The following is a 15,553-nucleotide window of genomic DNA, read 5'->3' as shown; positions in this document are numbered from 1 at the left end:
CTGCAAAGCTGCTCGCCCTGCGGGACGGTTGTTGCGTTCCCCTGTTCGCGCTACGCTCTCTTAACGGTTGTAGAATGCAATCGGTTGTTCCCATGGGTGTCCCCTTGAGTACGGGGTAGTCCCGGCTGTGGTTGGAAGTGCCGGTATCGGTGAAGGGAGTCGCGGAACTGACTCATTCATGTTCCACATCAGGGAAGGAACGCCATGACCCATCATCACGGCCTGCAGCCTCTGAAGGGGCTGTCAGAGCATTGCCAATCCCCCAATCACCCCATCAGTGAGGATCGTTTCGGGCGACTGTTTCCCGACCTTCCCGGTGCCTATACGGACCCCGGCGTTCTGGAGGGTCTCGGCGCTGCGGGTGGTCCGATGGACTCGGGTGGCAATGCCGCACGTACCCATTCCGTCCCCGCAGGGATGGTGATTTTTGGCCAGTTCATTGACCACGACATCACGCTGGACACGGAATCCAGTTTCGACAGAGTGAATCAGGCTGCGTCGACCGAGAACACGCGCTCGCCCACGCTTGACCTGGACTCCGTTTACGGCGCCGGACCTGAAGTTCAGCCCTACCTGTACCACCAGGGAGCCCAGTCCGATCCATTCCTCAATGCGAAGCTGGTTACCGGTGCCGACAGTGCGGGAGGTGATCCGTTCAGTGCCGATGACCTGGCGCGTGTAGCGTCCGGCGCGGCGACCATCGGGGATCCGAGGAACGACGAAAACCGGATCATCAGCCAGATGCAGCTGGCCTTCATCCGGTTCCATAACCAGCAGTGTGAGGCGTTGCACGCTGAGAACCCGGAGCTTGTTCATGAATCGCTGCTCGAGGCGGCCCGGCAATCTGTCGTCTGGCACTACCAGTGGGCGGTGGTGAATGAGTTTCTTCCGCTTATGTGCGGTGACACCGTGGTGGCGGATATCCTCGCCCACGGTCGCCGGTTCTATCGTTGCGGGATTCCCTATATCCCGGTCGAGTTCGCCGTTGCGGCGTACCGCTTCGGGCATTCCATGGTGCCCATGACGATCCAGACCCAGAAGGGCGGTACGGCGTTCGAGTTCTTCGGCACTGTGCTGGGTGGCGGTTTTTCACCTCTGGCGGATCAGCGGGCCATTGTGGACTGGCATGAACTCTTCGACACGCCCGAAGGCCGCCAGGTCCAGCGCGCCGACCGACTCAACACCAGCATGGCCCCGGAACTGCTGGAACTTCCGTTTGTTCCCGCAGACGGTGTGCGCTCGCTGGCGACCCGTAACCTGCTCCGGGGCAACAGCTTCCGGCTACCCGCGGGCGAGGCCGTCGCACAGGCCATGGAGCGTCCTGAGTCGGAGATCGAGCATGTGATGGACAGGGTCCGCGAGCGCTCGAACGATGCCATAACCGCTGGTGTACCGCTCTGGTTCTACGTGCTGATGGAAGCGGAGGTGATTGGTCGCGGTCGTTACGGTGGGCAGGCCGACGCCGGAGAGGGACTCGGGCCAGTGGGTGCACGGATCGTCGCGGAAGTGCTGATCGGTCTCATTGAACTGGATCCCCGGAGCTATCTTGGCTCGAACCGGAACTGGCGGCCGGACCCTGCCCATGACGCCGTCGGGAAGATGCTTGCCTCGGTCAATTCCAGCGCACTCTGAGTGGTTCAGGGGCAGGTCAGGGCCTGCCCCTGTTCTCAGCTTTCCAGTTCAACGCCAAGGTTTTTGCCCACACGCTGAATGAAGTTGCCGGAGGCCACCACGAAGGTGATTTCCGCAATCGCTGCGTCTGAGAAGTGCGTTTTAAGCTCCTCCACGGCTTCATCGGAAGCTTTCACGTCCCGGGTGGTCTCATAGGCGAAGCGGATCACCGCCCGCTCCGGCTCCGAGAATTCACCGCTGTCGAAACCGTCTTCACCCAGATCCTCAATCTGCATGTCCAGAAGCCCGGCCTGGCGTGCTGCCGGCACGTGATGCCCCTGGCAGTAGTCACACCCATTCAGGCGCGCCACGGTCAGGTAGGCGATCTCGCGCACGCGGTCGGTGATCGAGAGCTGGCCGAAGTAGATGTCGAGCAGGGTGCCGATGCCCTGGGTTGCCGGGCCGGAGTGGCCAAGCAGCTTGACCACATTGGGAACCAGGCCCATACCCTGTTCCAACTGCTGATAGACGTGCGTGGCGCCTTGCGCTTCCTGGCCTTTTTCGGCGTAGGGGATTCGAGCCATTGGTTTTTCCTTCTCGTGAAGTTGATTTTCCTCAAAAGGTGAAGTTGGATTATGGTGGTAGCGTCTCGCTTTGCCCGCCGGGCCCGCCGGAGTCGATGACCTCTCATGCCAACAGGATCCTGCCCACTCTCTCCACTTCGGATATCGCTGATCTACCTGACGGTCAGTGTGCTCTGGGTGCTCTTCTCGGACTGGGTAATCATTCTGCTCATGCCGGAGGCAACGGGCGAGACACTTACCCTTGCCCAGACCCTGAAAGGCTGGTTCTTCATTGCCGGCTCGGCTGTGCTGATAGGTTATCTGATCCGGCAGCTTGTTCGCGACCTGAGCCAGGCGCAGTCTGAGCTGCGGCTGCGCGATGCGATCATCTCGAAGACCCACAACGGTGTCATCATTGCGGACGAGGACCAGACCATTCTCTATGTGAACGAGGCATTCACACGGATTACCGGCTTCAGCGCGGACTATGCGGTGGGGCGGACTCCCCGCATACTCAGTTCGGGATTCCACGACTCGGATTTCTATCGGAAACTCTGGACTGAACTCGAGAATGAAGGGGTCTGGCAGGGTGAAATCGTGAATCGCAAAGCGGACGGCAGTCTGTTTACGGAATGGATCACGATTACCCGGGTGGCGGATTCATCGGTGGATAAGGCGCGTTACCTCAGCATTCTCAGCGACATCAGTGAGCAGAAAGCGGGGCAGGAAAGGCTCCGCTACATGGCCTATTACGACCCGCTTACTGAGCTTCCCAATCGGGCCTTCTCGCATGAGGAGGTGCGGCGTCTTCTGACAAGGTCCTCGGGGACGGATTACCGCCTGTGCCTCATGTTCGTGGATCTGGACAACTTCAAGGTTATTAATGAAAGTCTGGGTCATGAAGCCGGTGACCAGCTGCTGCGTGAGGTTGCGACCAGGCTTCGTGAGGCGCTCGGGGCGGACGGGTTCATAGGGCGCTTTGCCGGTGATGTTTTTGTGGTCTGTTCCTGGGTGAAGCCGGTTGAGCGTGCAGGCGTCCTCGCCCGGACCGTGCTCGCTTGTTTTGATCAGAGTTTTCACCTCGAACCTCATCGGCAACTGTCGGTGCGGGCCAGTATTGGCATTGCACTCACTCACGGGACCGAAACCGGTTCGGATGACGAGATCAGCTTCCTGTTCAGCTGTGCGGATTCGGCTCTCAACGAAGCCAAGCGGCGGGGCAGATACACCTACGCCTTCTACACCCAGGCCCAGACCGAGGGATCCACCCGCAGGCTGGAGCTGGAACAGGCGCTCAAAGAAGGAATTGATCGCGATGAGCTGGTGCTTTTCTACCAACCGGTATTCGATGTGGAGACCGGTCAGTGCGTCGGCGCCGAGGCGTTGGTGCGGTGGGAGCATCCCGACAGGGGTATGATCAGTCCGGGCACCTTTATACCTCTGGCCGAGGATACCGGGCTGATACTGCCTGTTGGTTGCTGGGTGATGACAGAGGTCGCCCGGCAGGTCCGCGCCTGGCTCGATCAGGGACTGGATCCTGGCAGGGTGTCATTCAACGTATCCAGCCAGCAGCTGCATAATGCGCCCTTCGTTGATCTGCTCGAGGAGACGCTGCGGTCATCGGGGGTGCCTGCCGGGTCTTTGGAGGTGGAGCTGACCGAGAGTGGTCTGATGGCAGAGGAGACCATCGGACTTCTTAACCGGATCAGGGGCACGGGTGTTGATATCGCCATTGATGACTTCGGTACGGGGTACTCGTCATTGGCCTACCTTCGCCGGTTTCCCGTGGAGAAGCTCAAAATCGATCGGGGCTTTGTGGAAGGCGTGGAGACCAGGGAACAGCTTACTGTGCTCAGTGCATTGGGCGCGGACCTTTACCAGGGATTCCTGCGGGGTCGTCCGGTGCCCGCGCCAGTCTATGAGCAGCAATGGTTGATCACGGACACCGGGCATTCTGTTTCAGACGGCGTCTGACTGCCGTCCTCGTACTGAGGTGGTTCCGGTTTTCCGGGACTCCCGGAAAAGGGCCCTGCCAAGACTCAGGAAATAGGTTCCGAAAGCCTGGTTGATGGCCTTTCTCTGTGGTTCCTGTGGGTAGAGTCCGGCATGTGCCTCGTCCGACTGGCGGGTGCCCCGGACCAGAAAGGGGCTTTTGACCGGGGCGTCCTGCACGAAGGCCTCAAAGGCCCGCGCGCTCATTTCCTCAGGGCGGCTGTAGTAATAGGTGCCGAGCCTCTCATCCATGCGTGCGGATGCCCGGAACAGGGCACTGGGCTCGCCGCCATCGTCGCTTACCATTATGGCCCTGAAGCACTGGAAGAGCAGCGCGTTCAATGGGTGATCCACAGGGGGGACCTCCTTCAGCCAGGCGGCGCTGGCGAAACAGTCCGGGGGCGCGCTCCTGAAGGCGTGGGTCGCAAGGTAATGGTCGAGGGCATGAAACCATTCGTGAGCCAGACTGCCCGCGCCGGCATTCTTGGCCAGCGAAAGACTGCGTTTGGCGGGGGTGTAGTGCGCGGAGACACCTCTCTGGCCACCAATACCGTACTCCAGCGTCAGGCTGCCACGCAGCGAAACGAGTGATTCCGGCCCGCCCAGAATGGTCTTGAGGTCTTCGAGGGCGGCGGCAAATCGGTGGGCCGCGCGCTGCTGCTCCTCCGCGGTCACCCAGTTGCCAATGCCGATACTGCGGAAATCATACTGGCGCCGGATTGCTGCAAAGCCATTGTTACCCATGCCGGTACTCTAAAGGCGGTGGGCGGGTAACTGAAGAGGTGGTGTGAACCTGCGTCAGTCCTCCAGGCACATCAGGATGGGAAGGCCCATGAGCAGCCAGTTATAAACAGTGCCAGGGCGGTTGGCGAGTAGGCGAAGCGTTCTGTGTTGATGCTCATCCCTGAAAATCATTGATTTGTTGTATCGAGATTAGCAGGATGAAGGCCGCCGGCAAGGCGGATGGCCACGACATCGCGTGTCGCCGGTCACATTCAAGGTGAATGAATCAGAGGACCAGCCCGGAGCCGCCACTGCATGACTTTCTCCCTTCTCGCCGTTGGCGATCTTCACCTCGGTGCCCGCCCGAGCCGCCTGCCGGACGAGCTCACCGGGCGCTCCGCCGAGCTTGGCACCACCGGCGTCTGGCGACGGATCGTGGACCAGGCCCTTGAGCAGGGGGTTAACGCCGTGGTCCTGGCGGGGGACGTGGTCGAGGACGAGGACGATTTCTTCGAAGCCTACCGGGAGCTGGCAACCGGTCTGGAGCGCCTGATTGCGGCGGATATCCGGGTTCTTGGCGTGGTGGGTAACCATGACGTGCGGGTGCTGCCGAGACTGGCGGACCAGCTTGCGGGTTTTGAACTGCTGGGCCGAGGGGGCACCTGGGAATCGGTGACCCTGGAAGCCGCCGGGACGCAACTGACCCTGCACGGCTGGTCCTTCCCCTCACCGCATTTCCGGGAAAGCCCATTGCAGGGTGCAAATCTGGAACGGGGCCCGGGTATCAATCTTGGCGTCCTGCACGCGGACCGGGACCAGCCTGCCAGCCCCTATGCGCCGGTGAGCAGCTCTGAGCTGAGGGATGCCGGCCCGGATGGCTGGCTTCTGGGCCACATCCATAAGCCCGACGCGCTCAGTGTGGCATCACCCAATGGCTACCTGGGGTCCGCAACGGGCCTGGACCCGGGCGAGTCCGGGCCGCGTGGGCCCTGGCTGTTTGATCTGGACACAGGCGGCATACGGAGTGTGACCCAGTGGCGGATTGCCCCAATGCACTGGGCTCGTTTGCCGGTGGATCTTACCGGGATCACCACCCCCGAGGATGCTCGCGAACGCCTTCAGGTCGCCGTTCAGGAACTGGACGAATCCCTTGCCGCTCATCTGGTGCCGCCCGAAGCGGCCGCGCTGCGGGTTGGGTTCACGGGATCCACGGATCTGGGAGCTGAGGTTGCCCGGTTAATGGATCGCGAATCCCTGGGCGCACTTCACGCCGGCAGTGGCCGTATTCACTACTTCGTGGAGACACTGCGCTATGCCACCCGGCCGGTTATTGATCTCGCGGAGCTGGCCCGCCGGGCGGACCCGGCAGGGCTGCTCGCCCAGCGACTCCAGCTGCTTGAAAGAGGGGACGACGATCCCGAACGCCAGGCATTGATCCGGGAGGCCCGTCAGCAACTCAGGGAGCAGGCCGGTCGCTCGCACTGGCAGGCATTGCCCGGCCAGGGCATCTCGGAGGCCGAGGTAGTGGATTGGCTCCAGCGCAGTGGCATGGCCGTTCTGGAACGCCTCCTGGCTCAGGGGAGGGCGGCGTCATGAAACTGCAGGAACTGATCATCACCCAGCTTCCGGGCTTTGGGGAAGGGTTGAGGGTTGAAGGGCTGGCCCCGGGCTTCACCCTGGTTACCGGGCCCAACGCATCCGGCAAGAGCAGCCTGGTGCGCGCCCTGCGTCATCTTGTATCCCCCGGTTCTGAAAGTGCGAACGGGGCGATCACGCTCGAGGCCCGTTTCAGCAGTGGCGATGATGGCCTCACGGTGAGCCGCAGCGGGGAGCAGGTGGTCTGGCAGCGCAACGGCCAGCCCACGGATGCGCCCGAGCTCCCTGCCGGGGACTTCCTGCGTTGCTACTGGCTTTCCATGAACGACCTGCTTCAGGCCGGCGATACCGAAGCCTCGATAGTGGCACGCCTGCAGCGGGAACTGGCTGGCGGGTTTGATCTGGACTCACTGCGCCAGGATCCGCTGTTCCGGGTGAAGCCCCAGCAGGGGCAGCGGGAGGCCAGGGCTCTCCGCGAGAAGGAACAGGTACTGGCGAAATGCCAGCGTGATTACGCGCATCTGGATCAACAGCGGCACAGGCTGGCGGAACTTGATGAGCGCATTGAGGCGGCGCGGGCGGCGCGTACCGGTGTCACGCGTACCGAACAGGCCCTTGAATGGCTGGCGGCCCGGCAGCGGCGACGCGGTGCCGACGAAGAGCTGGCGGCCTTCCCGGCAGCCGTAGCGCGCCTGAACGGTCAGGAGCGGGAACGCCTGGATGAGCTGGAGGCGCAGCGCGACCGACTGGTCCAGCAGATCCGCGACAACGAACGCCAACAGGACGACGAACGCCAGAAGCGGCGCGATTCAGGGCTTGAAGAGACGGCTCCAGAGGCGGCTGATCTGGCAGGCTGCGAACAGCACCTTGCGGAAGCGGATCGCCGGATAGCGGACCGCGCCAGCCTGCGGGAGCGGCTGGATGAGGCCCGGGCGCGCGAAGCGAATGCGGCCGCCGCCCTGCAGCCGCCGGAAGGGCGGACGCCTGAACCAACCCCGGAAGCCGTCAATCAGGCCGGCGAAATGGCCGAGTCACTGCGGCGGGTCCGGCTCCGAATGCAGGAACTGGAAGCCCGGCTGGAGAACACGGAGGGTGACCAGGAGGACCCGGAGTCGATCCGCACCCGCATCAACGCGTTGCGGCGCTGGCTCCGGCAGCTAGAACCGGCCCGCCGTTACGGTCTTCTGGCGGGCAGTGCCGTGGCGCTTGGTGCCTCAATCGCCGGCGTCTACATGGGCCTTTTCTATGGCCTGCAGCTGCACTGGGCACCGGCGCTGGTCGCCGTGGTGGCCGCCGGCTGGTCCACGGTGCAGAGCCTGCAACTGGTCCTGAGAGCCCGTCAGGCGCGGGAGCGTGCCGAAGAGGCGGGTGTCACGCTGTCCGAATGGCAACTGGAAAGCGTGACCAACCACCTGGAGGAGCTGGAAGCTGAGCTGGGTGCGGCGGTGTACCAGCAGGAGCAGGCCCAGCAGGCGCGGGCCCATGCCTCGGAAATCGAATCACTCGAGAAACAGCAGTCCCAGCTGGAAGGTAACCGCCAGGCCCTGGCGGAAGCGGTTGGCTTTGACCCTGCGTTGAGCGGCGAGGGGGCGGCGCGCTTCCTTAAGCTGGCGGCGGACCTGGATCAGGCGCGATCGGATCGCCGCCAGTTGGAAGCGCGGCTGGCGAGCCTGGACTCGCAGATCGAGGGCGAGCTGGAACCGGTGCGCAGCCTGCTTGCGCGTCAGCATCTGGCCCCCGTTGATGACACCGCGACCGGCCTGCGCGCTGCGTTTGAGGACCTGAAGCAACGCTCCGAGACCGTCACCGAAGCGGAGCAGGCGCTTTCCCGACTTCAGGCCCGGCGCGAGGAACTGGAAGCGGATCATCACCAGCAGCAGGAAGCCATCAAGGCGCTCTATCACAGTCTCGACCTGCCGGAGGACGATCGCGTTGCGCTGGCGTCGCTTTGCGATCAGCTGCCGCGCTATCGCGAGCTGGTCACAACCCGGGAGGCGGAACGCCGCGCTGAGAAGGCCAGGGCCGAAGGGCTAGAGGAGGATCCGGACCTGGTCGCCCTGGTTGAGGCCAGTGACCAGGCCGGTCTGGAGGAACGTCTCGCCACGCTTCGGGAAGAAGCGGCGTATTACGACCAATGGCTCGAAGAGCGCAGCCAGCTCGCAACAAAGCTGGATCAGGCGGGTCGTGACCGGGCGCTGGAACAGGCCCGCTTCGAGAGGGACCGTGCCCGTGAAGCGCTGCAGAACGTCTTTGACGACACCATGGTGGCCGAGGCCGGCCAGTTCCTGCTCGGGCAGGTCGACGCTGCCCATCGGACCGAGCGCGAACCGGCCGTCCTGGCTGATGCCCGTGACCGCTTCGCCCGGTTCACCCATCACCGCTATGACCTGTGGATGGATGAGCGCGGCCAGATTCGCGTCCGGGACAGGCTCCAGGAGCGGGACCAGGACCTGATTGAACTGTCCACCGGCACGCACATGCAGCTGCTGATGGCCCTGCGGCTGGCCTGGGTCCGTGCGCTGGAGCAGGGCAGTGAGCCCCTGCCCATTTTTCTGGATGAGGTTCTGACCACCTCCGACCCGGAACGGTTCCGCGCCATTGCGGCCAGCCTGCGCACCCTTGTGCAGGATGAGGGGCGGCAGGTGATCTATCTCTCCGCTGAGCCCTTGGACCGGGCACGCTGGGAAGAAGCGTTCGGCGCTCCCGTCACGCACATCGATCTCGAGGTGCTCCGGCGGGGCGCGGAGGTTCCGGAAACGGGGGATTACAGGCTGCCGGAGCAGGCGGCGCTTCCCTTTCCATCGAACGAGGCGCCTGACGAATGGGCGGCACGGATCGGTGTGCCCCCGGTTCAACCGGGCCGGGGCGCTGGCGCCATCCATCTCTTCCACCTGCTCAGGGATGACCTGTCCCTGGCGCACCATCTGATCCAGGACTGGCGTGTGGACCGGCTCGGCCGCCTGGAAACCCTGCTGCAGCAGCCGGCGGGCGCCAGTGCCGTTCCCGCTCCGGCGTACGCGCAGACACTCAACGCCCGAATTCGCGTTGCCCGCGTCTGGGTGGATGTCTGGCAAAGAGGCCGGGGGCGGCCGGTCGATCGTAATGTTCTGGAAGCGTCAGGGGCGGTGACGCCCAAGTTCATCGATCCGGTTGCGGAACTCGCGGAGCGCCTGGACGGCGATCCCGGTGCCCTCCTGGCATCCCTTGAGAACGGCGGTGTGGCCCGCTTCCAGACGAACAAGCTGCGGGAGCTGGAAGCCTATCTCGAGAATGAGGGCTACCTGGACACCCGCGACCCCCTGGACGCGGCGCAACGGGAGCGAACCGTCCTTCTGGAAGCCGGGCACGAGGCGGATGCCGCCGCCATCCGCCAATGGGTGGCCTGGCTTGAGGCAGGGCTTGCCTGAACTGGCAATCCCCTTGCATTCCGCACGCGTACCGCCCTAGGTTTAATGTCTTTCCAACGTTTGAGCTGTGTCGTCCATGAGTCGAAACCAGAACGTCATCCGCGTCCGCGGTGCCCGCCAGAACAACCTGCGCAACTTTGACGTCGACCTGCGCGTGGGCGAGCTGACCGTTGTCACCGGGCCCAGCGGTTCCGGCAAGTCCTCGCTAGCCTTCGACACCGTCTACGCCGAGGGCCAGCGCCGCTACGTCGAGACCTTCTCCCCCTACGCGCGGCAGTTCCTGGACCGGATGGACAAGCCGGCGGTGGATTCGATTGAGGGCATCCCGCCATCCATCGCCATCGACCAGACCAACCCGGTGCGCAATTCGCGTTCCACGGTTGGCACCATGACCGAGCTCAACGATCACCTGAAGCTGCTGTTCGCCCGGGCCGCGCTGCTCTACTGCGGCGGCTGCGGACGCGAGGTCCGGCGGGACAGCGAGGACAGCATCGTCGCCGACGTGCTGGAACGCGGCGCGGGGCGTCGTGCGGTGATCGCCTTCGATATGGCGCTTTCGGGGGATGTTGGCGAGGACCGGGTGCGCACGGAACTGGAACGCCAGGGTTACACCCGCGTGGAAACGCTCGACGACGGCACACTGCGCGTCACACAGGATCGAGTGCGGCTCTCCGAGGACCGGCGGGATCGCCTCACCGAGGCTATTGAGGGCGCCCTCAGGGCCGGCCAGGGCAGGCTCATCGTGCAGCCGCTGGACGATAATCGTGAAGCCGAGGCGGAATGGCTCTATTCCCGGGGGCTCCACTGCCCGGACTGCGACCGGGACTACACCGATCCCATCCCCAACAGCTTCTCCTTCAACTCGCCCATGGGGGCCTGCGAGGAATGCCGGGGCTTCGGGCGCGTCATGGGTATCGACTACCGCCTGGTGATTCCGGATGATTCGAAATCAATTGAAGAAGGCGCTGTAAAGCCCTGGCAGACGGAGAGTTATTCCGAGTGTCAACAGGATCTGATGACGAAGTGCCGCATGGAAGGCGTGGCCACGGACATTCCCTGGCGGGACCTGCCCGAAGCTGACCGGAAGTGGGTGATCGACGGCGATAAGAACTGGCGCTGGAACGTCAGCCGTGGCGGCTGGTACGGCGTGCGGCGCTTCTTCGACTACCTGGAGAGCAAGTCCTACAAGATGCACATCCGGGTGTTGCTCTCGCGTTACCGCTCCTACGACCGCTGCCCCACCTGTGATGGCGCCCGTCTGAAGACGGAATCGCTGCTCTGGCGCCTGGGCTCGAAAGCGGATGCGGACACGGTTGTCGATCCGGCTGAGCGCTTCCGGCCCGTTGGCGTCACCCTGCCGGAATCCACGCTGGAACAGCAGCCGGGCCTGAACCTGGCGGATCTGATGAACCTGCCGCTGGGGCGGGTCGCGGCGCTGTTTGAGCGTATTCAACTGCCCGCGCCCCTGGACGAGGCCGCGGACCTGCTTCTGGATGCGATCCGGGCGCGCATCGGGTACCTCGTAGCCGTGGGGCTGGATTACCTGACCCTGGACCGCCAGTCGCGCACGCTTTCCGGCGGCGAAGTCCAGCGCATCAACCTGACCACGGCGCTGGGCACCTCGCTGGTGAATACCCTGTTCGTGCTGGACGAGCCCAGCATCGGTCTGCACCCACGGGACATGGATCGGATCATCGGCGTCATGCACCGCTTGCGTGATGCTGGCAACTCCCTGCTGGTGGTCGAGCACGACCCGCAGGTGATGCACGCCGCCGACCGCATCATCGACATGGGGCCGGGGCCGGGCGAGCAGGGCGGGCGGATCGTGTTCGAAGGCTCGCCGGATGCGCTCATGGCGGACAGCCAGTCACTCACGGCGGATTACCTGACCGGTCGCCGCCGGGTGAACGCAGGCGAACAGGCCGCTGGCGCCCACCCTGTCGATCCGGGGAATGCCATCGGCATCCGCGGCGCTCGCGAACACAACCTCAAGAACCTGGACGTTGATCTTCCCCTGAACGCCCTGGTCGTGCTCACGGGCGTCAGCGGCTCCGGTAAGTCCACCCTGACGGAAAGCGTACTCTACCGCGCCGTTGCTGAACTGAAGGGCCGTCCCGGCGAGGTACCCGGCGTTCATGACGCCATTGTGGGGCATGAGCGCATCGATGATGCTGTGCTCATCGACCAGTCGCCCATCGGGCGGACCACGCGCTCGACACCGGCCAGTTACGTGGGCGCCTTCGATGCCATCCGCAAGGTCTTCGTGGGCCTGCCGGAGGCGAAGGAGCGCGGTTACACCCTGGGCACCTTCAGCTTCAATGCCGGTAACGGGCGTTGCCCCACCTGTGGCGGCAACGGTTTCGAGCACGTGGAGATGCAGTTCCTGAGCGACGTCTACCTGCGCTGCCCGGACTGCGATGGCCGGCGCTTCCGCCCCGAAATTCTGGAGATAACGCTGCCGCCGTCCACGGAAAGCCCTGTGCCGCCGCAGTCCATCGCGGATGTTCTGGAGATGTCCGTGAACCAGGCGGTCAGCTTCTTTGCGGACTACCCGAAAGTGCTTCAGGGCCTGGAGCCGTTGCAGGCGGTGGGCCTGGGGTACATGAGCCTGGGGCAGCCGGTGCCGACCCTTTCTGGCGGCGAAGCCCAGCGCCTCAAGCTGGCCGGGCACCTGGCGAAGGCAGCCGGGCGCAAGGGCGCCAGTGATCACCTCCTGTTCCTGTTCGACGAGCCCACCACTGGCCTGCACATGGACGACGTGGCCACGCTTCTCGGAGCTTTCCGCCGGCTGCTGGCCGAAGGGCATTCTCTGGCCGTGATCGAGCACAACCAGGACCTGATGGCGGCGGCGGACTGGCTGATTGATCTTGGGCCCGAGGGTGGTGACCGGGGCGGGGCACTGATCGCCAGCGGCACACCGGAGCAGGTCATGGCGGTGCCCGGCAGTCACACCGGGAAAGCACTCTGGGACTATCTGGGGCAGGGCACGGAAGCCGAACCCCAGCCCGCGGTGGCCGAGGCACCGGCGCCGTACAGCGGTGATCCGGATGCGATCACCATTCACCATGCCCGCGAGCACAACCTCAAGAACGTGGACATCCGCATCCCGCGTAACCAGATGACGGTGCTCACAGGGCTCTCCGGCTCCGGCAAGAGCACCGTGGCCTTCGACATCGTCTTCAACGAGGGCCAGCGGCGTTACCTGGAATCCCTGAACGCGTATGCGCGCCAGTTCGTCCAGCCCGCCTCGCGGCCGGACGTGGATGCAGTCTTCGGCATTCCGCCCACCGTCGCCATTGAACAGCGCACCAGCCGGGGTGGGCGCAAGAGCACGGTGGCCACCATGACCGAGCTCTATCACTTCCTGCGCCTGCTGTTCGTCAAGCTGGGCACCCAGTACTGCCCGGACTGTATGATTCCCATTGACGAACAGACGCCGGAGGCGATCCGGGCCCGCATCCTGCGCGATGCGCGAGGCCAGGAGGCGACGCTGCTGGCGCCCATGGTGGTGGCGCGCAAGGGCTACTACACGGACCTGGCCACCTGGGCCGGCAAGAAAGGCTTCGAGCACCTGCGGGTGGACGGCGAGTACCAGCCCACGGGCAACTGGCCGCGCCTGGCACGCCACCAGGAGCACGACATTGACCTGCCCATGGGCACGGTCACCGTCACGCCGGGCAACGAGGCGACGCTGGACCGGCTTATTGGCGAGGCACTGGCCTACGGCCACGGCACCATGAAGCTCCTGAGCGACGCCGGTGAGACCATCTTCTCCACCGAGCGTGCCTGCCCCGGCTGCGGGCAGAGTTTTCCGGAGCTGGATCCGCGCCTGTTCTCCTACAATTCCAAGCACGGCTGGTGCCCGTCCTGCTACGGCACGGGGCTCGCGCTGAGCGGATTCGACGAGGAGCAGACCGGCGAGGAATCCGTCTGGCTGGAAGCGGACGACGACCATGAGCCTGGCGTCTGCCGCGCCTGTTCCGGGCGCCGGCTCAAGCCGGAGGCGCTGTCGGTCTACTTCCGTGATCGCAACATCGCCGAATACACAGCGCTCTCGGTGGCCGAGGCAGCCGGGCGCTTCGAGGCCCTGGCGCTGACGGGCAGGGATGCGGAGGTAGCCCAGGACATCATGCCCGAGATCCGGGCCCGACTGGACTTTCTCCAGCAGGTGGGGCTGGCCTATCTGAACCTGGATCGGGCCGCGCCCACGCTCTCCGGCGGTGAAGCCCAGCGCATCCGCATTGCCGCCCAGCTGGGCTCCAACCTCCAGGGCGTGTGCTACATCCTGGACGAGCCCACCATCGGCCTGCACCCGCGCGATAACCGCATGCTGCTGGACACCCTTGGCCGGCTGGAAGGCAAGGGCAACACCATCCTGGTGGTCGAGCACGACGAGGACACCATCCGCCGGGCGGAACACGTGATCGACCTGGGCCCAGGGGCTGGGGTTAATGGCGGGCGCGTGGTGGCGGAAGGCACCGTCGCGGAGCTGGAGGCCAACCCGGAATCCACCACGGGCCGCTGCCTGGCCGATCCCATCCGCCACCCGCTGATCGCCGAGGAACGGCGGCCGGCCGAGGCGGAACACTGGCTCTATGTCAGCGAGGCAAGCCTGCACAACCTGCGCGGGGTGGACGTGCGCCTGCCGCTGGAGCGGCTGGTGTGTGTCACCGGCGTTTCCGGCTCCGGCAAGAGCTCACTGGTGCGGGGCATCCTGCACGATAACCTGCGTGTTCTGAACGGGGCAGGACGGGATAGGAAGCCCACAACCCGGGGGTGTCGGCGAATCGAAGGGTGGCAGAACCTGGACCGGGTGTTCGAGGTGGATCAGACACCCATCGGTAAGACCCCGCGTTCCTGCCCGGCCACCTATGTGGGCATCTGGGACAACATCCGCAAGCTGTTCGCCGGCACCGAGGAAGCCCGCCTGCGTGGCTACAACGCGGGTCGTTTCTCGTTCAACACGAAGGAGGGGCGCTGCCCGGGGTGTGACGGCCAGGGCCTGAAGCGGGTGGAGATGAACTTCCTGCCGGACGTGTCCGTGCCCTGCGAGGTCTGCGGGGGCGACCGTTTCACCCCGGAGACCCTCGCGGTCACCTACGGCGGCAAGCATATCGGCGAAGTGCTGCGCATGAGCGTGGACGAAGGCGTCGAGTTCTTCCGGGCGCACTCAAAGATCCACCATGCGCTGGAGCTGATGCAGGCCGTGGGCCTGGGCTACCTGAGCCTGGGGCAGCCCAGCCCGACGCTCTCCGGCGGCGAGGCCCAGCGCCTGAAGCTGGTCACCGAACTGGCCCGCGCAAGACCGGACGTGCGCCGCCAGAACCAGCCCCATACCCTGTACATCCTGGATGAGCCCACGGTTGGGCTGCACATGGCGGATGTCGAGCGGCTGATCCATGTGCTGCACCGGTTGGTGGACGCCGGCAACAGCGTGGTGCTGATTGAGCACAACCTGGATCTTATTGCTGAGGCCGACTGGGTACTGGACATGGGCCCGGACGGCGGTGACGGGGGCGGCCGGGTGGTTGCTGAAGGCCCGCCGGAAGCCCTTGCGGGAGCGGGCAGTGAGAGCGAGACAGGGCGGGTATTGAAGGCGTTTCTGGACCAGCGGCGCCGTCATGGCAGCTGACCTGTACCGGGAGCGTCCAGCGGCGGGGA

General features: G+C 64.6%; 7 protein-coding genes. 5 read left to right on the top strand and 2 right to left on the bottom strand.

Going from position 1 to position 15,553, the window contains the following annotated elements; all coding sequences use genetic code 11:
- The first annotated feature begins 204 nt into the window (after window positions 1-204).
- Complete coding sequence (locus F3089_RS04235; RefSeq protein WP_151439591.1) at window positions 205-1,632, top strand: peroxidase family protein; 1,428 nt, start codon at window positions 205-207, stop codon at window positions 1,630-1,632.
- Between the two features lie 35 nt (window positions 1,633-1,667).
- Here the strand turns inward: F3089_RS04235 and F3089_RS04230 are convergent, their stop codons facing one another.
- Entirely contained in the window at window positions 1,668-2,195 is a 528-nt protein-coding gene (locus F3089_RS04230; RefSeq protein ID WP_151439590.1) for a carboxymuconolactone decarboxylase family protein, read from the bottom strand.
- A gap of 105 nt (window positions 2,196-2,300) precedes the next feature.
- Between F3089_RS04230 and F3089_RS04225 the strand changes: the two genes are divergently transcribed.
- Window positions 2,301-4,148, top strand: coding sequence for a putative bifunctional diguanylate cyclase/phosphodiesterase (locus F3089_RS04225; RefSeq protein WP_151439589.1), 1,848 nt, complete (start codon window positions 2,301-2,303; stop codon window positions 4,146-4,148).
- Here the strand turns inward: F3089_RS04225 and F3089_RS04220 are convergent.
- Window positions 4,134-4,910, bottom strand: a complete 777-nt coding sequence (locus F3089_RS04220; protein WP_151439588.1) for a CLCA_X family protein — start codon at window positions 4,908-4,910, stop codon at window positions 4,134-4,136. The two genes, F3089_RS04225 and F3089_RS04220, sit on opposite strands and share 15 nt — an antisense overlap.
- A 294-nt stretch (window positions 4,911-5,204) precedes the next feature.
- Here F3089_RS04220 and F3089_RS04215 point away from each other — a divergent pair, with 294 nt between their 5' ends.
- The 3 genes from F3089_RS04215 (at window position 5,205) to uvrA (ending at window position 15,524) form a co-directional block, all read left to right on the top strand.
- A complete protein-coding gene (locus tag F3089_RS04215) occupies window positions 5,205-6,485 on the top strand; it encodes a metallophosphoesterase family protein (protein ID WP_151439587.1) in 1,281 nt (426 codons plus the stop codon).
- A complete protein-coding gene (locus F3089_RS04210; RefSeq protein WP_151439586.1) occupies window positions 6,482-9,892 on the top strand; it encodes a hypothetical protein in 3,411 nt (1,136 codons plus the stop codon). Before F3089_RS04215 ends, F3089_RS04210 begins: the two co-directional genes overlap by 4 nt.
- A gap of 76 nt (window positions 9,893-9,968) precedes the next feature.
- Window positions 9,969-15,524: an excinuclease ABC subunit UvrA gene (uvrA, locus tag F3089_RS04205; protein WP_151439585.1), complete on the top strand. Its 5,556-nt coding sequence runs from the start codon at window positions 9,969-9,971 to the stop codon at window positions 15,522-15,524.
- Window positions 15,525-15,553: the final 29 nt, after the last annotated feature.

The organism is Halospina sp. K52047b (assembly GCF_008709855.1).
GTDB lineage: Bacteria > Pseudomonadota > Gammaproteobacteria > Pseudomonadales > Oleiphilaceae > Halospina > Halospina utahensis_B.
Note: the sequence above shows the minus strand (reverse complement) of the source record. Positions and strands in the feature narration are given on the sequence as shown.